Annotated in this window: 13 protein-coding genes; 9 read left to right on the top strand and 4 right to left on the bottom strand. The window is 71.2% G+C overall.

Annotated elements, in window-relative coordinates:
- The first annotated feature begins 171 nt into the window (after window positions 1-171).
- From ABFX81_RS34295 to ABFX81_RS34285, 3 genes are all read left to right on the top strand, one after another.
- A complete protein-coding gene (locus ABFX81_RS34295) occupies window positions 172-375 on the top strand; it encodes a hypothetical protein (protein WP_086840416.1) in 204 nt (67 codons plus the stop codon).
- A gap of 210 nt (window positions 376-585) precedes the next feature.
- The gene (smc, locus tag ABFX81_RS34290) at window positions 586-4,164 is read left to right on the top strand and encodes a chromosome segregation protein SMC (protein ID WP_086840418.1); all 3,579 of its coding nucleotides are present in this window, start codon (window positions 586-588) and stop codon (window positions 4,162-4,164) included.
- A gap of 222 nt (window positions 4,165-4,386) precedes the next feature.
- Window positions 4,387-5,805 carry a sugar porter family MFS transporter gene (locus ABFX81_RS34285; protein WP_086840421.1) on the top strand — a complete coding sequence of 473 codons (1,419 nt, stop codon included), beginning with the start codon at window positions 4,387-4,389 and terminating at the stop codon, window positions 5,803-5,805.
- A gap of 336 nt (window positions 5,806-6,141) precedes the next feature.
- Here ABFX81_RS34285 and ABFX81_RS34280 read toward each other — a convergent pair whose 3' ends face one another.
- Window positions 6,142-7,113, bottom strand: a complete 972-nt coding sequence (locus ABFX81_RS34280; protein ID WP_346139161.1) for an LLM class flavin-dependent oxidoreductase — start codon at window positions 7,111-7,113, stop codon at window positions 6,142-6,144.
- Between the two features lie 150 nt (window positions 7,114-7,263).
- On the opposite strand from ABFX81_RS34280, the gene ftsY reads away from it, so the two are divergent.
- Window positions 7,264-8,463, top strand: a complete 1,200-nt coding sequence (gene ftsY / locus ABFX81_RS34275; protein ID WP_346139160.1) for a signal recognition particle-docking protein FtsY — start codon at window positions 7,264-7,266, stop codon at window positions 8,461-8,463.
- 117 nt (window positions 8,464-8,580) lie between these two features.
- Here ftsY and ABFX81_RS34270 read toward each other — a convergent pair whose 3' ends face one another.
- On the bottom strand, window positions 8,581-9,246 hold the full coding sequence (locus tag ABFX81_RS34270; protein WP_346139159.1) for a bifunctional DNA primase/polymerase: 666 nt from the start codon (window positions 9,244-9,246) through the stop codon (window positions 8,581-8,583).
- Window positions 9,247-9,691: 445 nt separating this feature from the next.
- Between ABFX81_RS34270 and nsdA the strand changes: the two genes are divergently transcribed.
- From nsdA to ffh, 5 genes are all read left to right on the top strand, one after another.
- Window positions 9,692-11,191, top strand: coding sequence for a transcriptional repressor NsdA (nsdA, locus tag ABFX81_RS34265; protein ID WP_346139157.1), 1,500 nt, complete (start codon window positions 9,692-9,694; stop codon window positions 11,189-11,191).
- 338 nt (window positions 11,192-11,529) lie between these two features.
- The gene (locus ABFX81_RS34260; protein WP_086843215.1) at window positions 11,530-12,873 is read left to right on the top strand and encodes an ammonium transporter; all 1,344 of its coding nucleotides are present in this window, start codon (window positions 11,530-11,532) and stop codon (window positions 12,871-12,873) included.
- Window positions 12,870-13,208: a P-II family nitrogen regulator gene (locus tag ABFX81_RS34255; protein ID WP_003993253.1), complete on the top strand. Its 339-nt coding sequence runs from the start codon at window positions 12,870-12,872 to the stop codon at window positions 13,206-13,208. The genes ABFX81_RS34260 and ABFX81_RS34255 overlap by 4 nt, the downstream gene beginning before the upstream one ends.
- Window positions 13,209-13,236: 28 nt before the next feature.
- Complete coding sequence (locus ABFX81_RS34250; RefSeq protein ID WP_086843214.1) at window positions 13,237-15,684, top strand: [protein-PII] uridylyltransferase; 2,448 nt, start codon at window positions 13,237-13,239, stop codon at window positions 15,682-15,684.
- Between the two features lie 83 nt (window positions 15,685-15,767).
- Window positions 15,768-17,318: a signal recognition particle protein gene (gene ffh / locus ABFX81_RS34245; RefSeq protein WP_086843212.1), complete on the top strand. Its 1,551-nt coding sequence runs from the start codon at window positions 15,768-15,770 to the stop codon at window positions 17,316-17,318.
- Between the two features lie 116 nt (window positions 17,319-17,434).
- Here the strand turns inward: ffh and ABFX81_RS34240 are convergent, their stop codons facing one another.
- Together ABFX81_RS34240 and ABFX81_RS34235 are read right to left on the bottom strand one after the other, a co-directional pair.
- Complete coding sequence (locus tag ABFX81_RS34240; protein ID WP_086843210.1) at window positions 17,435-18,037, bottom strand: hypothetical protein; 603 nt, start codon at window positions 18,035-18,037, stop codon at window positions 17,435-17,437.
- 136 nt (window positions 18,038-18,173) lie between these two features.
- Complete coding sequence (locus ABFX81_RS34235) at window positions 18,174-19,028, bottom strand: methyltransferase domain-containing protein (RefSeq protein WP_086843208.1); 855 nt, start codon at window positions 19,026-19,028, stop codon at window positions 18,174-18,176.
- Window positions 19,029-19,048: the final 20 nt, after the last annotated feature.

Here is a 19,048-nt window from a genome sequence, read left to right as displayed (position 1 = left end):
TCGTGTTGACCGTCAAACTTTTTGGTGAGACGCTGAAAGCACCCCGCGCACCTAGCTGTTTGGCATGGCTGAACGGCAGCACAACTCCAGGCCCTGCCAAGACTGCGGGTGCGGAATCCCTCACGACCCACACCGCATCGGTCGGTCACTCATTGTGGAGGACCATCCATCATGGCAAAGGCGCTTCTCGGTTACGTCGGCGGCTCCGACCCTCGACTCCTCGCCGAGATGCGACGGCTCCAGCAGCGCGTCCAGGACCTGGAATCCGAAATCGTACGGATCCAGGCCGAGAACGAGGCGCTGACGGCTGCCGCTTCTCACGACAGGATCATGGAGAGCGTTGACGCACACCAGGCGGAGCCTGCGCTCACCTGATCACTGCACCGCTCCACAACAGCACGGCAGTGGTTGGGCCGCCCGTCATAACCGCTGAGTTGTCAGAAGTGCAAGGGACGCCGTAGGCGTCCCTTCTTTCTTGCCCCCGCATCCTTTCACCGTCTTTAACGTCTGGTCTGCCCTGAGCGTTCAGTGGCGAAACCGTGGGTTCATGGAGTGAGACGAACCCGAGCGGTAGAGTCCGGCGGCGTGCACCTCAAGGCCCTGACCCTCCGCGGGTTCAAGTCGTTCGCCTCGGCGACCACACTCCGGTTCGAGCCGGGGATCACGTGCGTCGTCGGACCGAACGGCTCGGGCAAGTCCAACGTCGTCGACGCGCTCAGCTGGGTCATGGGCGAGCAGGGCGCCAAGTCGCTGCGCGGCGGCAAGATGGAGGACGTCATCTTCGCCGGCACCACCGGCCGCCCGCCGCTGGGCCGCGCCGAGGTGTCCCTGACCATCGACAACTCCGACGGGGCCCTGCCCATCGAGTACGCCGAGGTCACCATCACGCGGATCATGTTCCGCAACGGCGGCAGCGAGTACCAGATCAACGGCGACACCTGCCGCCTCCTCGACATCCAGGAACTGCTCTCCGACTCCGGCATCGGCCGCGAGATGCACGTCATCGTCGGACAGGGCCAGCTCGACTCCGTGCTGCACGCCGACCCGATGGGCCGCCGCGCCTTCATCGAGGAGGCCGCCGGCGTCCTCAAGCACCGCAAGCGCAAGGAGAAGGCGCTGCGCAAGCTGGACGCGATGCAGGCCAACCTCGCGCGCGTGCAGGACCTCACCGACGAACTCAGACGGCAGCTCAAGCCCCTCGGCCGCCAGGCCGCCGTCGCCCGCCGGGCCGCCGTCATCCAGGCCGACCTGCGCGACGCCCGCCTGCGCCTGCTGGCCGACGACCTCGTACGGCTGCGCGAAGCCCTCAAGGCCGAGGTCGCCGACGAGGCCGCGCTGAAGGAACGCAAGGAGGCCGCCGAGCAGGAGCTGCGCAAGGCGCTCCAGCGGGAGGCGCTCCTGGAGGACGAGGTACGGCAGCTCACGCCGCGCCTCCAGCGCGCCCAGCAGACCTGGTACGAGCTCTCCCAGCTCGCCGAGCGGGTGCGCGGCACGATCTCGCTGGCCGACGCCCGCGTGAAGAGCGCCACCTCCGCGCCCCCCGAGGAACGGCGCGGCCGCGACCCGGAGGACATGGAGCGCGAGGCCGCCCGCATCCGTGAGCAGGAGGCCGAGCTGGAGGCGGCCCTGGAGGCGGCCGAACGCGCCCTGGAGGACACGGTCGCCCACCGCGCCGAGCTGGAACGCGCCCTGACCCAGGAGGAACGGCGCCTCAGGGACGCCGCCCGCGCCATCGCCGACCGGCGCGAGGGACTGGCCCGGCTCAGCGGCCAGGTCAACGCGGCCCGCTCCCGCGCCGCCTCCGCCCAGGCCGAGATCGAACGCCTGGCCGCCGCCCGCGACGAGGCGCAGGAACGTGCCGTCGCCGCGCAGGAGGAGTACGAGGCACTCAAGGCCGAGGTCGACGGCCTCGACGCCGGAGACGCCGAACTCGCCGAGCGGCACGAGGCCGCGAAGCAACAGCTCGCCGAGGCCGAGGCCGCCCTCACGGCAGCCCGCGAGGCCACCACGGCGGCGGAACGCAGGCGCGCCGCGACCCAGGCCCGCCACGAGACCCTGGCCCTCGGGCTGCGCCGCAAGGACGGCACCGGGATACTGCTCGCGGCGAAGGACCGTCTCTCCGGCATCCTCGGCCCGGCGGCGGAACTCCTGACGGTGACCCCGGGGCACGAAGTCGCCCTCGCGGCCGCCTTCGGAGCCGCGGCGGACGCGATCGCGGTGACGAGCCCGTCTTCGGCGGCAGACGCGATCAGACTCCTGCGCAAACAGGACGGAGGCCGGGCGACTCTGCTCCTGGCAGGAGACGCTCACCCCAGGGGCGCGGGGAACGGCGCGACCGGCCACAACGGTCCCGCAGCCGCACGACATCCCTTCGCCGCCGACCTGGTCCGCGGCCCCGCCGACCTCATGCCTGCCGTCCGACGGCTGCTCCACGGCATCGTCGTCGTCAGCACCCTCGAAGACGCCGAAGACCTCGTCTACGCCCACCCCGACCTCACCGCCGTGACGGCCGAAGGCGACCTCCTCGGCGCCCACTTCGCCCACGGCGGCTCCGCAGGCGCGCCCAGCCTCCTCGAAGTGCAGGCCTCCGTCGACGAGGCCGCCGCCGAGCTGGAGGAGCTGGCCGTCCACTGCGAGGAGCTGGCCGAGGTCCAGCAGGAGGCCGTCGAACGGCGCACGGAGTGCGTGGCGCTGGTCGAGGAGCTGGGGGAGCGGCGCCGGTCCGCCGACCGGGAGAAGTCCGCCGTCGCCCAGCAGCTCGGCCGGCTCGCCGGGCAGGCCCGGGGGGCCGCGGGGGAGGCCGAGCGGTCCACCGCCGCCGCGGCCCGGGCACAGGAGGCCCTCGACCAGGCACTCACGGAGGTCGAGGAACTCGCCGAGCGGCTCGCCGTCGCCGAGGAGATGCCGATCGAGGAGGAGCCCGACACCTCCGTACGGGACCGGCTCGCCGCCGACGGGGCCAACGCCCGCCAGACGGAGATGGAGGCCCGCCTCCAGGTCCGTACGCACGAGGAACGGGTGAAGGGCCTGGCCGGACGGGCCGACTCCCTGGACCGGGCCGCCCGCGCGGAGCGCGAGGCACGCGCGCGTGCCGAGCAGCGGCGGGCCCGGCTGCGGCACGAGGCGGCCGTCGCCGAGGCCGTCGGCTCGGGTGCCCGGCAGCTGCTCGCCCACGTCGAGGTCTCCCTCGCCCGTGCCGACGAGGAACGCACCGCCGCCGAGGCCGCCAAGGCCCGCCGCGAACACGAACTCGCCCGCGCCCGCACCGAGGGGCGCGATCTCAAGGCCGAACTCGACAAGTTGACGGATTCGGTCCATCGCGGCGAGGTACTCGGGGCCGAGAAGCGGCTGCGGATCGAGCAGCTGGAGACCAAGGCGCTGGAGGAGCTGGGTGTCGAACCGGCGGGGCTGGTGGCGGAGTACGGACCGCACCAGCTCGTGCCGCCCTCGCCCCCCGCCGAGGGCGAGGAGCTGCCGGAGGATCCGGAGCACCCGCGCAACCGCCCCAGGCCGTTCGTCCGGCCCGAGCAGGAGAAACGCCTGAAGGCCGCCGAACGCGCCTACCAGCAGCTCGGCAAGGTGAACCCGCTCGCCCTGGAGGAGTTCGCGGCGCTGGAGGAACGTCACCAGTTCCTCAGCGAGCAGCTGGAGGACCTCAAGAAGACGCGGGCGGATCTCCTCCAGGTGGTGAAGGAGGTCGACGAGCGCGTCGAGCAGGTCTTCACCGAGGCCTACCGGGACACGGCCCGGGAGTTCGAGGGCGTCTTCAGCCGGCTGTTCCCGGGTGGGGAGGGGCGGCTGATCCTGACCGACCCCGACAACATGCTCACCACGGGCGTGGACGTCGAGGCCCGGCCGCCGGGCAAGAAGGTCAAGCGGCTGTCGCTGCTCTCCGGCGGGGAGCGGTCGCTGACGGCCGTGGCGCTGCTCGTGTCGATCTTCAAGGCCCGGCCCAGTCCGTTCTACGTCATGGACGAGGTCGAGGCCGCACTCGACGACACCAACCTCCAGCGGCTCATCCGGATCATGCAGGAGCTCCAGGAAGCCTCCCAGCTGATCGTGATCACCCACCAGAAGCGCACGATGGAGGTCGCCGACGCGCTCTACGGCGTCTCCATGCAGGGCGACGGTGTGTCGAAGGTCATCAGCCAGCGCCTCCGCTAGATGAGTGTGGCCTACACCGGTCTCACCTGCGACTCTCGGTGACTTCAATACTTGAACACATCACCGTCACATTCCTGCCTCAGATTCACAGCTGCCGACCTATTGACTTCGAAACTTGAAGGCATAGTCTCGGCAACGTTCCTTTTACCTTCAGGTACCTTCAGGTGGCACCTCGAAGGCTGATTCGCTCCGGCAGCGTTGCCGGTGGCCCGAGGAGTACACGTGACCAGCACAGCGCAGGCATCCAGGTCAGGAGCCAGGACGGCTCATCCCGATCATCTCGGGCACGTCATCTTCATCGCGGCGGCGGCCGCGATGGGCGGTTTCCTCTTCGGCTACGACAGCTCCGTGATCAACGGCGCCGTCGAGGCCATCCGCGACCGCTACGACGTCGGCTCCGCAGCCCTGGCCCAGGTCATCGCCATCGCCCTCATCGGCTGCGCCATCGGCGCCGCGACCGCCGGCCGTATCGCCGACCGCATAGGTCGCATCCGGTGCATGCAGATCGCCGCCGTCCTCTTCACCGTCAGCGCCGTCGGCTCCGCGCTGCCGTTCGCGCTGTGGGACCTCGCCTTCTGGCGCGTCGTCGGCGGCTTCGCCATCGGCATGGCCTCCGTGATCGGCCCGGCCTACATCGCCGAGGTCGCCCCGCCCGCCTACCGCGGCCGGCTCGGCTCCTTCCAGCAGGCCGCGATCGTCATCGGCATCGCCGTGTCGCAGCTGGTCAACTGGGGTGTACTGAACGCCGCCGACGGCGACCAGCGCGGCAAGCTGATGGGCCTGGAGGCCTGGCAGGTCATGCTCGGCGTCATGGTCGTCCCGGCCGTCCTCTACGGGCTGCTCTCCTTCGTCATCCCCGAGTCCCCGCGCTTCCTCATCTCCGTCGGCAAGCACGAGCGCGCCCGGGAGATCCTCACCGAGGTCGAGGGCAAGGACGTCGACCTGGACGCCCGTGTCACCGAGATCGAGCACGCCATGAAGAGCGAGCACAAGTCCAGCTTCAAGGACCTGCTCGGCGGCAGCTTCTTCTTCAAGCCGATCGTCTGGATCGGCATCGGCCTGTCGGTCTTCCAGCAGTTCGTCGGCATCAACGTCGCGTTCTACTACTCCTCGACGCTGTGGCAGTCGGTCGGCGTCGACCCGACGGACTCGTTCTTCTACTCCTTCACCACCTCGATCATCAACATCGTCGGCACCGTGATCGCGATGATCTTCGTCGACCGCGTCGGCCGCAAGCCGCTGGCCCTCATCGGCTCGGTCGGCATGGTGATCGGTCTCGCGCTGGAGGCCTGGGCGTTCTCCTACGACCTGGTCGACGGCCAGCTGCCCGCCACCCAGGGCTGGGTCGCCCTGATCGCCGCGCACATGTTCGTGCTCTTCTTCGCCCTGAGCTGGGGCGTGGTCGTCTGGGTCTTCCTCGGCGAGATGTTCCCGAACCGGCTCCGCGCCGCCGCCCTGGGCGTGGCCGCCGCCGCGCAGTGGATCGCCAACTGGGCCATCACCGCGAGCTTCCCGTCGCTGGCCGACTGGAACCTGTCCGCGACCTACGTGATCTACACCGCGTTCGCCGCGCTCTCCATCCCGTTCGTCCTGAAGTTCGTCAAGGAGACGAAGGGCAAGGCGCTGGAGGAGATGGGCTGAGCCCGTCCCGCACACTCGGGGAGAAGGGCCAAAGTCCCCGCTGCCCCTCTCCCCGTAACCCGCCGTCGCCCCGGTTCGGCCACTGCCCGAGCCGGGGCGGCGGTCTGCTGTCTCACGGATCAGAACGCCGGCGCCGCTTTCCAGGGCGCGCAGGGCCGTCGCCTGGATGGTGCGCAGCCGGCGCCAGGACTCAAAACCGGCCGAGTCGTCGCACCCCTCGGTGACGTCCAGACCCGCCACTCGCCGTCCGCGTCCCGCACGAGCACATCCACCGCCAAGGTCATGCGCGCAGTGCATCACCGGCGGGCGCAGACACTCCACCGGACAGCGGGAGGGTCAGCCCGCCAGCTCCGGCAGCACCCGCTCCGCGAACAGTTGCAGACTCCGCCACCCCTCCTCCACCGGCATCCCGCCCGCCAGCGGATGCAGGACGAAGGAGTCCAGCCCCAGCCCCGCGCACTGCTCCGGCGTGAGGATCCGGTACACGCCCTCCGCGCGCAGATCCGCGACCGTCGTCGCCGCCGACTTCACCGCCGAGCGCACGCCGCCCGACTGCCAGGAGGCGTACGTCCGCGCCTCGTGCAGGAAGTGCTCGCCGTACTCCGCCCAGGCCCGGTCCGGATCCTCGGCCACATGCAGCAGCGGTGTCTCGGCGGCGGGCATCATCACCCAGCCCTCGGTGCCGTACTCGAGGAGCCGTTCCTTGTAGTACGCCTCCAGCTCCGGCAGGTGCGCGCTGGGGAAGAAGGGCAGACCGAGCCGGGCGGCCCGGCGGGCGGCGGCCTTGGAGGAGCCGCCGACCAGGAGCAGCGGGTGGGGCTCGGTGTACGGTCGCGGGGTGATGCGGACCGTGCGGCCCCGGTAGGAGAAGGGCTCGCCGGTCCAGGCCGCGAGCAGCGTCTCCAGCAGCTCGTCCTGGAGCCGCCCGCGCCGGGCGAAGTCCACTCCGAACAGGTCGTACTCCTCGGGCCGGTACCCGATCCCGGCGACCGTCACCAGCCGGCCGCCGCTCAGCAGGTCCAGCACGGCGATCTCCTCGGCGAGCCGCAGCGGGTCGTGCAGCGGGCCGATGACCGCCGACACGGTGACCGCGACACGCCGGGTCGCGCCGAAGACCGCCCCCGCGAAGGCGAACGGCGACGGCAGCCAGTTGTTGTCGGCCCCGTGGTGCTCCTCCGTCTGCACGGTGGTCACGCCCCGGTCGTCGGCGTACGAGGCCATCTCCAGGGCCGCCCGGTAACGGGCACCGAGCTCGGCGGGGGAGGCCCCGGGAGCGACGAGGTTGAAGCGTACGACCGAGACGGGCATGGGACGTCTCCCTTCACCGGGCGGGTGTCCGGAGGACGTTAGCTGACGGGGCATCAGACATCCAGGGGTGTGGAGATCCGGCGGCCCTCGTCCCGGGAGGGCGGTGCGAGCAGCGTGACCCGGGGCCCCATGACTGATACTGGACGCGTTATGGACATCGTCATCCTTGCTGTAGTCATCGCCGTGGTCGTGCTCGGCGCGCTCGGCGGGCTCATCGTCGGCAGCCGGCGCAAGAAGCAGCTGCCCCCGCCCCCGCCCGCAGCGCCCGACATCACCACCCCACCGGCCGAGCCGCACGTCGGCGACGAGGCCGAGACGCCGCGGGAGGAACCGCGGCGCACGATAGAGGAGGTGGATCTCCCGGACGGCTCGGCTCCGGTCGTCGTCGAGGAGCCGCCCACCGAGGCTCCCGAGATCGAGGTCCCGGAGCCCACCGCCGGCCGCCTGGTCCGGCTGCGGGCCCGGCTCTCCCGCTCGCAGAACGCTCTCGGCCAGGGCCTGCTGACCCTGCTGTCGCGCGAGCACCTCGACGAGGACACCTGGGAGGAGATCGAGGACACCCTGCTCACCGCCGACGTCGGCGTGCAGCCCACCCAGGAACTGGTCGAGCGTCTGCGTGAGCGGGTGAAGGTCCTCGGCACCCGCACCCCCGAGGAACTGCGCACCCTGCTGCGTGAGGAAATGATCACGCTGGTCGGCCGCGACATGGACCGCACGGTCAAGACCGAGCCGGAGGACCGCAAGCCGGGCATCGTGCTGGTCGTCGGCGTCAACGGCACCGGCAAGACCACCACCACCGGCAAGCTCGCCCGTGTCCTGGTGGCCGACGGCCAGAGCGTCGTCCTCGGCGCCGCCGACACCTTCCGGGCCGCCGCCGCCGACCAGCTCCAGACCTGGGGCGAGCGCGTCGGCGCCTACACCGTGCGCGGACCGGAGGGCGGCGACCCGGCCTCCGTCGCCTTCGACGCGGTCAAGGAGGGCAAGGAGATGGGCGCGAACGTCGTGCTCATCGACACCGCCGGCCGCCTGCACACCAAGACCGGCCTGATGGACGAGCTCGGCAAGGTCAAGCGGGTCGTGGAGAAGCACGCCCCGGTGGACGAGGTGCTGCTCGTGCTCGACGCCACCACCGGCCAGAACGGCCTGGTCCAGGCCCGGGTCTTCGCCGAGGTCGTCGACATCACCGGCATCGTCCTCACCAAGCTGGACGGCACGGCCAAGGGCGGCATCGTGGTCGCGGTCCAGCGCGAGCTGGGCGTTCCGGTCAAGCTGGTCGGGCTCGGCGAGGGCGCGGACGACCTGGCGCCGTTCGAGCCGGAGGCGTTCGTTGACGCCCTTATCGGAGAATGAGCTGCGGACAGCATCGGAGCGTGGGCTCCTGACGTCCGTATACAGCAGGGAAGCGCCCGCCCCCGAGGTGCAGTCGGGGTCGGGCGCTTCGCTGTGCGGGGCGCCGGCCTAGGGGCCCTACGCCCGTGACCGGTGCGCCACATACGCCAGCGTGCCCAGGACCAGGCGGGCCTCCGGCGGCCTGGATGCCGAGTCCAGGGCGGGGGAGCGCAGCCAGCGCACCGGGCCGAGCCCGCCGTGGTCCGAGGGCGGTGCCGTGATGTGCGTGCCGGGGCCGAGGCCGCGCAGGTCGAGGGCGGCCGGGTCGTCCCAGCCCATGCGGTAGAGGAGGCCGGGCAGGTCGGCTGCGGCGCCGGGGGCGACGAAGAACCGGGCGCGGCCGTCCGGGGTCACCGCGACGGGGCCGACGGGCAGGCCCATGCGCTCCAGCCGGGCCAGAGCGCGGCAGCCGGCGGGTTCTGCCACCTCGATGACGTCGAACGCCTGGCCGACCGGCAGCATCACCGAGGCGCCGGGGAATTCGCCCCAGGTCTCGGTCACCTCGTCCAGCGTCGCCCCGGCGGGGATCACCGGCGCGAAGTCCAGCGGATGCGCGCCCGGCGCCGGGCAGTCGCGGCGGCCGCAGGAACAGGCGCCCGCCGCGGCCCGGGCGCCCGGCACCACGTCCCAGCCCCACAGGCCGGTGTATTCGGCCACGGCGGTGCCGTCCGACGTGCGGCCGCGGCGGCGTGAGCCGGACCGGATGTCGCGCATGCCCCGGCTGATGCCGATCGTGAAGCCCATGCCCCCTCCAACGGGTCCGGCCCACCGCTGGTTACGCAGCGGACGCGAGACGTGACTCTCTGTTTCCGCCTTCCCGACGGCGAACGGTTCACTCGGCGTCCGGAAGTGCCCAGGGTGGTGTGCCTGGCGACACGCGCCCCCGAGTGCATCGCTGCACCCGCTCCTGGGTGTCCTGTGTCAAGTGAATCGCGGTGACGCGTGGGTGAGTTCATTCGTTGGGGTGGCGAATGGTGGCGTTTCCGTGTGAGCCGTGGCTGAACGGGTGATCGTAGGATTACTTTGTGTGCACGAGTCCTGGGGGCACATGCGCATGTGGGTATGCCGGAGGCAAGTCGGTATTCCGTTCGAAGGGTGACAAGGGCCGGACGGACGGCCGTACGAACCGGCATGCTGATAGGCCTTGGCGCACTCGGCGACAAGTGGTCTCAGGGATGGGGGCGTTCCAGTGAGCGGCAACGGCGGAAGCGGGACGGACGCTGCAAACGCGACGCACACTGACAAGCGCCCGAACGAGCTGCTCACCTCCTGGTTCGTACGCAGTGGCTGGTCCAAGGGCGAGCTGGCCCGCCAGGTCAACCGCAGGGCACGCCAGCTCGGCGCCAACCACATCTCCACGGACACCTCGCGCGTGCGCCGCTGGCTCGACGGCGAGAACCCTCGCGAGCCGATCCCCAGGATCCTGTCCGAGCTGTTCTCGGAGCGCTTCGGCGTCGTCGTCTCCGTCGAGGACCTGGGACTGCGCACCGCGCGCCAGTCCCCCTCCGCGACCGGCGTCGACCTGCCCTGGACGGGCCCGCAGACCGTGGCCCTGCTCAGTGAGTTCTCGCGCAGCGACCTGATGCTGGCGCGGCGCGGCTTCCTCGGGAGCTCGCTGGTCCTGTCTGCGGGCCCGGCCCTCATCGAGCCCATGCAGCGCTGGCTCGTCCCCTCGCCCCCGGCCCCGCGGTCGGAGCCCGAGCCTGCGGGCGGCCCCTCCGGGCGGGCCCGCGGCCGGCTCTCCGCGCCGGAGCTGGACCTGCTGGAGTCCACGACCGTGATGTTCCGGCAGTGGGACGCCCAGTGCGGCGGCGGCCTGCGCCGCAAGGCGGTCGTCGGGCAACTGCACGAGGTGACGGACCTGCTCCAGGAGCCCCAGCCCGAGGCCACCACCCGGCGCCTGTTCAAGGTCGCCGCCGAACTCGCCGAGCTGGCCGGCTGGATGTCGTACGACATCGGGCTCCAGCCGACCGCGCAGAAGTACTTCGTCCTCGCGCTGCACGCCGCGAAGGAGGCCGGTGACCGGCCCCTCGGTTCGTACGTGCTGTCCAGCATGAGCCGGCAGATGATCCATCTCGGCCGGCCCGACGACGCGCTGGAACTGATCCACCTCGCGCAGTACGGCAGCCGGGACTGCGCCAGCCCGCGCACCCAGTCGATGCTGTATGCGATGGAGGCCCGCGCCTACGCCAACATGGGCCAGCCCGGCAAGTGCAAGCGGGCGGTCCGGATGGCCGAGGACACCTTCGCCGAGGCCGACGAGTGGGACGAGCCCGACCCCGACTGGATCCGCTTCTTCTCCGAGGCCGAGCTGTACGGGGAGAACTCGCACTCGTACCGCGACCTGGCCTACGTCGCCGGCCGCAGCCCGACGTACGCCTCGCTGGCCGAGCCCCTGATGAAGCGGGCCGTGGAGCTCTTCGCCGAGGACGACGAGCACCAGCGGTCGTACGCGCTGAACCTGATCGGCATGGCCACGGTGAACCTCCTCCAGCGCGAGCCCGAGCAGTGCACGGTCTTCGCCTCCCAGGCCATGCAGGTCGCCAAGAAGGTCCGCTCCGAGCGGGTCAACACTCGTATCCGAAAGACGGTCGACACGGCCGCGCGCGACTTCGGTGACCTCGGCGAGGTCGTCGACCTCACCGAGCGGCTGGCCGCCGAGCTGCCCGAGACGGCAGAGGCGGTCTGAGCCCGGCTCTCCGGGCATCTGACCGCCCCCTGAACCCCGGCCGCGGCCGGCCCTCCCGAACCGCCCGACTCGGCTCCCCCATGCCAGGTCACCGGAAGGCCGACCGCGGCCGGACCCGCTTCCGCGCGGAAGATTGCGTCACGATAACGATCGACGCGCCCACAATCCGGCAGTTCATCGAGGCGTAACACAGAGAGCGCCTTCGTCACGGCGGCGAAACAACGAGGGGCTTCCACCGAAACCGCGCTGCGCCAATCTCGTGGCGCATAACCGGCCCACCCCTCATTCCGCTCAAGGCTTCGCCCGCACGGGGCCGTACCAACGACGAGGAGACGCCGATGGCACCAGCCATCACCCTTGCCGCAGAAGCACCCAAGCTGTCTGCCGCCAACACAGGGTTCATGCTCATCTGTTCCGCCCTGGTGATGCTCATGACCCCGGGCCTGGCCTTCTTCTACGGAGGCATGGTCCGCGTCAAGAGCACCCTGAACATGCTGATGATGAGCTTCATCAGCCTGGGGATCGTCACCATCCTGTGGGTGCTGTACGGCTTTTCCATGGCGTTCGGCACCGACTCCGGCAGCCTCATCGGCTGGAACTCCGACTGGGTCGGCCTCGGCAACATCGGCCTGACCGAGCTGTGGCCCGGCTACACCATCCCGGTGTTCGTGTTCCTGGTCTTCCAGCTGATGTTCGCGATCATCACGCCCGCCCTGATCAGCGGTGCCCTCGCCGACCGCGTGAAGTTCAGCGCGTGGGCGCTGTTCGTCGCCCTGTGGGCCACGGTCGTCTACTTCCCGGTCGCGCACTGGGTCTGGGGCACCGGCGGCTGGGCCTTCGAGCTGGGTGTGATCGACTTCGCCGGTGGTACGGCGGTCCACATCAACGCCGGTGCCGCCGCGCTCGGCGTGATCCTGGTCATCGGCAAGCGCGTCGGCTTCAAGAAGGACCCGATGCGCCCGCACAGCCTGCCGCTGGTCATGCTCGGCGCCGGTCTGCTGTGGTTCGGCTGGTTCGGCTTCAACGCCGGCTCGTGGCTCGGCAACGACGACGGTGTCGGCGCGCTGATGTTCGTCAACACGCAGGTCGCCACCGCCGCCGCCATGCTGGCCTGGCTCGCCTACGAGAAGATCCGCCACGGCGCGTTCACCACGCTGGGCGCCGCCTCCGGCGCGGTCGCGGGCCTGGTCGCCATCACCCCGGCCGGCGGCGCGGTCACCCCGCTCGGCGCGATCGCCGTCGGCGTCATCGCCGGTGTCCTGTGCGCCATGGCCGTCGGCCTGAAGTACAAGTTCGGCTACGACGACTCTCTCGACGTCGTCGGTGTCCACCTGGTCGGCGGTGTCGTCGGCTCCCTGCTGATCGGCTTCTTCGCCAGCGGCAAGGGCCAGTCCGAGGTCGAGGGCCTCTTCTACGGCGGCGGCCTGACCCAGTTCTGGAAGCAGTGCGCCGGTGTCTTCGCGGTGCTCGCCTACTCGCTGATCGTCTCCGCGCTCCTCGCCTTCATCCTCGACAAGACCATGGGTATGCGGGTCACCGAGGACGATGAGGTCGCCGGCATCGACCAGGCCGAGCACGCCGAGACCGCATACGACTTCAGCGGCGCCGGTGGCGGTGCCGCCAAGACCGCCGCCGTCGCGGCCGCCGTGGCCGGAGCCGAGAGCAAGAAGGTGGACGCATGAAGCTCATCACCGCCGTCGTGAAGCCGCACCGGCTCGACGAGATCAAGGAAGCCCTCCAGGCCTTCGGCGTGCACGGCCTGACGGTCACCGAGGCCAGCGGCTACGGTCGGCAGCGGGGCCACACCGAGGTCTACCGCGGTGCCGAGTACACCGTCGACCTGGTCCCGAAGATCCGCATCGAGGTCCTCGTCGAGGACGACGACGCCGAGCAGCTGATCGACGTCGTGGTCAAGGCGGCCCGCACCGGCAAGATCGGTGACGGCAAGGTCTGGTCCATCCCGGTCGACACGGCCGTACGGGTCCGGACCGGCGAGCGCGGCCCCGACGCGCTCTGAGGCAGGCAAACAGAACAGGAGTCGCTGGGTGACGGGTACGGACGTGCAGAAGGAAGCAGAGGACTCGGGACCCAGCGGCTACGCGGCGGCCCGGCTGCGTCTCCTCACCGAGGAGGCGCGGTCCGGGCCGCCGCGCCGTGCGGCCCTGGCCGAACTGACCGACGACTGGCTCACCGGCCTGTTCACCGCGGGCTCGGAGGGGCTGCGCGGGGTCTCCCTGGTCGCCGTCGGCGGCTACGGACGCGGCGAACTCTCCCCGCGCAGCGACCTCGACCTGCTCCTGCTGCACGACGGCAGCGACCCCAAGGCGGTCGCCGCCCTGGCCGACCGGCTCTGGTACCCCGTGTGGGACCTGGGCCTGGCCCTCGACCACTCCGTCCGCACGCCCGCCGAGGCCCGCAAGACCTCCGGCGAGGACCTCAAGGTGCAGCTCGGCCTGCTGGACGCCCGGCACCTCGCCGGTGACCTCGGCCTCACGGCCGGACTGCGTACGGCCGTGCTGGCCGACTGGCGCAACCAGGCGCCCAAACGCCTGCCCGAACTCCAGGAGCTGTGCGCGGAACGCGCCGAGCGCCAGGGCGAGTTGCAGTACCTTCTGGAACCCGACCTGAAGGAGGCCCGCGGCGGGCTGCGCGACGCCACCGCCCTGCGCGCCGTCGCCGCCTCCTGGCTCGCCGACGCCCCGCGCGAGGGCCTCGCCGACGCCCGGCGCCGGCTCCTCGACGTACGGGACGCACTGCACCTGGCCACCGGGAGGGCGACCGACCGGCTCGCCCTCCAGGAGCAGGACCAGGTGGCCGCCGAGCTCGGTCTGCTCGACGCGGACACGCTGCTGCGGCAGGTGTACGAGGCGGCGCGGCTGGTCTCGTACGCCAGTGACGTCACCTGGCGCGAGGTGGGGCGCGTGCTGCGATCGCGCGCCGTGCGGCCCAGGCTGCGCGCCATGCTGGGCGGCGGGAAGCCGACCGCCGAGCGTTCTCCGCTGGCCGAGGGCGTCGTGGAGCAGGACGGTGAGGTGGTGCTCGCCCGTGCCGCACGCCCCGAGCGCGACCCCGTACTGCCGCTGCGCGCCGCGGCCGCCGCCGCTCAGGCCGGACTCCCGCTCTCCCTGCACGCTGTACGGCGCATGGCGGCCACCGTGCGCCCGCTGCCCACGCCCTGGCCCGCCGAAGCGCGCGAGCAGCTCGTGACCCTGCTCGGCTCCGGCCGCCCGACCATCGAGGTCTGGGAGGCGCTGGAGGCCGAGGGGCTCATCACGCGGCTGCTGCCGGACTGGGAGCGGGTGCGCTGTCGCCCGCAGCGCAACGCCGTGCACATCTGGACCGTGGACCGGCATCTCATCGAAACCGCCGTGCGCGCCTCCGAGTTCACCCGCCGCGTCAGCCGCCCCGACCTGCTGCTGGTCGCCGCGCTGCTGCACGACATCGGCAAGGGCTGGCCCGGCGACCACTCGGTGGCCGGCGAGATCATCGCCAAGGACGTGGCCGCCCGCATCGGCTTCGACCGCCACGACGTGACGGTCGTCGCCACCCTCGTCCGGCACCACCTGCTGCTCGTCGAGACCGCCACCCGGCGTGACCTGGAGGACCCGGCCACCGTGCGCTCGGTCGCCGAGGCCGTCGGCTCCCAGGGCACCCTGGAGCTGCTGCACGCGCTCACCGAGGCCGACGCCCTGGCCACCGGCCCGGCCGCCTGGTCGTCCTGGCGCGGTTCGCTCGTCGCCGACCTGGTCGAGCGGGTCTCGGCGGTGCTCGCCGGGGACGTCCCGGCCGACCCCGAGGATGCCGCGCCGACCGCCGAGCAGGAGCGGCTCGCCATCGAGGCGGTCGCGACGGGCAGCCCGGTCCTCTCCCTGCGGGCGCAGACCGAGCCGCCCGCCGGGCAGGAGCCCTCCGGCGACCCCGAGCCGCTCGGCGTGGAACTGCTCATCGCCGTGCCCGAGCAGCCGGGCGTGCTGCCCGCGGTGGCCGGTGTCCTCGCCATGCACCGGCTGACCGTACGAACGGCGGAGCTGCGGTCCCTGACCCTCCCGGACGGTGTCGACGGCACCGTCCTGCTGCTGGACTGGCGGGTCGCCGCCGAGTACGGCTCCCTGCCGCAGGCCGCCCGGCTGCGGGCGGACCTGGTGCGGGCGCTGGACGGCTCCCTGGACATCGCCGGCCGTCTCGCCGAACGGGACGCGGCCTATCCGCGCCGCCGGGGCGTGGTGGCCCCGCCGCCCCGGGTGTCGGTCCACCCGGCCGCCTCCCGGCTGGCCACCGTCATCGAGGTCCGCTCCCAGGACGCCCCGGGCCTGCTGTTCCGCATCGGCCGCGCCCTGGAGGACGCGAGCGTACAGATGCGCAGCGCGCACGTCTCGACGCTCGGCGCCAACGCCGTGGACGCCTTCTACGTCACCGGCCCCGAGGGCGCGCCGCTGCCCGGGGACGAGGCCGAGTCGGTGGCGCGGAAGCTGGAGGAGACCCTGCGTGGGTGAGGGCGACCCGGCGACTTGTCACGCCGGGATACCCTGGAGGGCGATTCCCCAGTCTGTCTCCGACCCCGAGGACCGCGAGCGCCGTGTTCGATACTCTTTCCGATCGCCTCTCAGCGACCTTCAAGAACCTGCGCGGCAAGGGACGGCTCTCCGAGGCGGACATCGACGCCACGGCGCGCGAGATCCGGATCGCGCTGCTTGAGGCGGATGTGGCGCTTCCGGTCGTCCGGACGTTCATCAAGAACGTCAAGGAGCGTGCCCTCGGCATCGAGGTCTCCAAGGCGCTGAACCCGGCCCAGCAGGTCCTCAAGATCGTCAACGACGAACTGGTCACCATCCTCGGCGGTGAGACCCGGCGCCTGCGCTTCGCCAAGCAGCCGCCCACCGTGATCATGCTGGCCGGTCTGCAGGGTGCCGGTAAGACCACCCTCGCGGGCAAGCTCGGCCGCTGGCTGAAGGAGCAGGGCCACTCCCCGCTGCTGGTCGCCTGTGACCTCCAGCGCCCGAACGCCGTGAACCAGCTCAGCGTCGTCGCCGAGCGCGCCGGTGTCGCCGTCTACGCGCCCGAGCCGGGCAACGGCGTCGGCGACCCGGTCAAGGTCGCCAAGGACTCCATCGAGCACGCCAAGTCCAAGGTCCACGACATCGTCATCGTGGACACCGCCGGCCGCCTGGGCATCGACCAGGAGATGATGCAGCAGGCCGCGGACATCCGGGACGCGGTGAGCCCCGACGAGATCCTGTTCGTCGTCGACGCGATGATCGGTCAGGACGCCGTCAACACCGCCGAGGCCTTCCGCGACGGCGTCGGCTTCGACGGCGTGGTGCTCTCCAAGCTCGACGGTGACGCCCGCGGTGGTGCCGCCCTGTCGATCCGGCAGATCACCGGCAAGCCGATCATGTTCGCGTCGAACGGCGAGAAGCTCGACGACTTCGACGCCTTCCACCCGGACCGGATGGCCTCCCGCATCCTCGACATGGGTGACCTGCTCACCCTGATCGAGCAGGCGGAGAAGACCTTCGACCAGGCCGAAGCCCAGAAGATGGCCGAGAAGCTGGCCTCCAAGAAGGGCCAGGACTTCACCCTCGACGACTTCCTGGCCCAGATGGAGCAGGTCAGGAAGATGGGCTCCATCTCCAAGCTGCTCGGCATGCTCCCGGGCATGGGCCAGATGAAGGACCAGATCAACAACCTCGACGAGCGGGACGTCGACCGCACGGCCGCGATCATCAAGTCGATGACCCCGGCCGAGCGCCAGGAGCCGACGATCATCAACGGCTCGCGCCGCGCCCGTATCGCCAAGGGCTCCGGCGTCGAGGTCAGCGCGGTGAAGAACCTGGTCGAGCGGTTCTTCGAGGCCCGCAAGATGATGTCCCGCATGGCCCAGGGCGGCGGCATGCCCGGGATGCCCGGCATGCCGGGCATGGGCGGCGGTCCCGGCCGGGCGAAGAAGAAGCAGAAGCAGGCCAAGGGCAAGCAGCGCTCCGGCAACCCGATGAAGCGCAAGCAGCAGGAGCAGGAGGAGGCCGCCCGCCGCGCGGCCGCCGCCGAGGGCGGCAACGCCTTCGGGCTGCCGCAGCAGGGCGCCAAGGACTTCGAACTCCCCGACGAGTTCAAGAAGTTCATGGGCTGACCCAAGAAGTCCACCGGCTGACCGCCCGTTCCCGTACGACCCGGGGTTCTGAACGGCACTGAGGGCGCCCCCCTTCGAAAGGGGGCGCCCTCAGTGGTTCGTCGCCGGCGCGCCGGTCAGGCGTTCGGGAACTTCCAGATGTAGGGCTCGCCGTCTTCCTCGGACCAGTGGACCTCGACGCTCTTGGCGTTCGCCGGGATCACGTACGTCTCGCAGAAGACGTGGCTCTCGCCCTGCTTCCAGCTCTCGACGTCGTACGGGTCCTCGCAGCCCGCCGTGTCCTCGGACGCGCCGATGAGGACGCTGCCGCGCCGCCCGTCGGCGAAGACCGTGGTGCCGTCGTGCACGTCCGAGCCCTCGGTGAGGGCCGGCCCGCTCTTGTGCGTGTACTTCACGTGGGCGACGGCCAGCACCATGCCCTTGACCTTGTCCGGCTCCGACACGGCCTTGGCGGCCTCCGCCTCGGTGCCCACGTCGACCTTCTGCGCCACGACGTCGTAGGTGACCTCGCCCGGGTCCTCCGCGACCTTGCCCGTGGCGCTCTCGCCGGTCCCCAGCTCGCCCCCGGACGCCGGCTCCGGCGACGGGAAGACCTTGGCCTTCTCGGTGTCCGGGCTCTTCGCGTCGGCCTTGTCGTCGCCGCCACCGCAGGCGGTGAGGGCCAGGGCGAGAACGGCGACGGGCGCGACGAGACGCAGCGCGGTCTTGTGGTGCGGCAAAACAGCTCCTGTATGCAGATGTGTAGGTCCCCCGAGCGGTGGATCACATTAAGCGTTCATGATCCACCTGGTGAAACCCAAAGGACCCCATGGTGCCTTCTTCACACCATTCACACCTGCACTGAAGACCTGTTCGTCATCGTGTCCGGGCGATCAGATACCGGAACACGTTCGGCATCCACACCGTCCCGTCCTGCCGCTGGTGCGGGTGCAGAGCCTCGGTCAGCTCCTTGTCCACCTGCACCTGGTCCGTCGCCGTGATCGCCGCGTCGAACAACCCCGTCGACTTGAGCCCGCGCACCGCGCTGTCCACATCGGCGTACCCGAAGGGGCACGCCACCCGCCCGGACCCGTCCGGCTTGAGACCGGCCCGCTGGGCGACGTCCTCCAGGTCGTCGCGGAGGGCGGGGCGCCAGCTGCCCGTGCTGCGCAGCGGCTCCGCCAGCTTGGTGGCGACCCGCAGCACGGACGTCGTGGCGCACCGCTCCGGCGGGCCCCAGCCCGCCAGCACCACGGCCGCTCCGCGCCCCGCCAGCGGCGTCGCCTCCGCGAGCAGCCCGCCCAGCCCCTCCGAGTCGCCCGCGAGGCACCCGATCGGCTCGAAGGCGGTCACCAGGGTGTACGCGGGAGCGCTCGGCTCCTCGGTGTCCCGGGGTGAGCCGTCGACCAGCCGGGCGCCGGCACGCGCGTGCGTGGCCCCCGCCTCGGGCAGCAACCGCTGCCGTGCGAGGGCCATTCTTTCGGGGGAAGCGTCGACACCGGTGACCGCCGCTCCCCGGGCGGCGGCCATCAGCAGGGCGAGTCCGGAACCGCAGCCGAGGCCGAGCAGCCGCGTCGTGGGACCCACGTCCAGTCGCTCGTAGACGGCCTCATAGAGCGGTACGAGCATCCGCTCCTGGATCTCGGACCAGTCACGCGCGCGTGCACGCAGGTCCACGCGGGGTGCGGCCCCCGCGTGAGGCAGGTGCTGCCGCACGAGCGTAGGTGTCATAAGTAAGCGCCCCAATCCGC

It is taken from the genome of Streptomyces coeruleofuscus (genome assembly GCF_039532725.1).
Lineage (GTDB): Bacteria > Actinomycetota > Actinomycetes > Streptomycetales > Streptomycetaceae > Streptomyces > Streptomyces coeruleofuscus.
The sequence above is the reverse complement of the archived record's forward strand: the minus strand, read 5'-3'. Positions and strand labels throughout refer to the sequence as shown.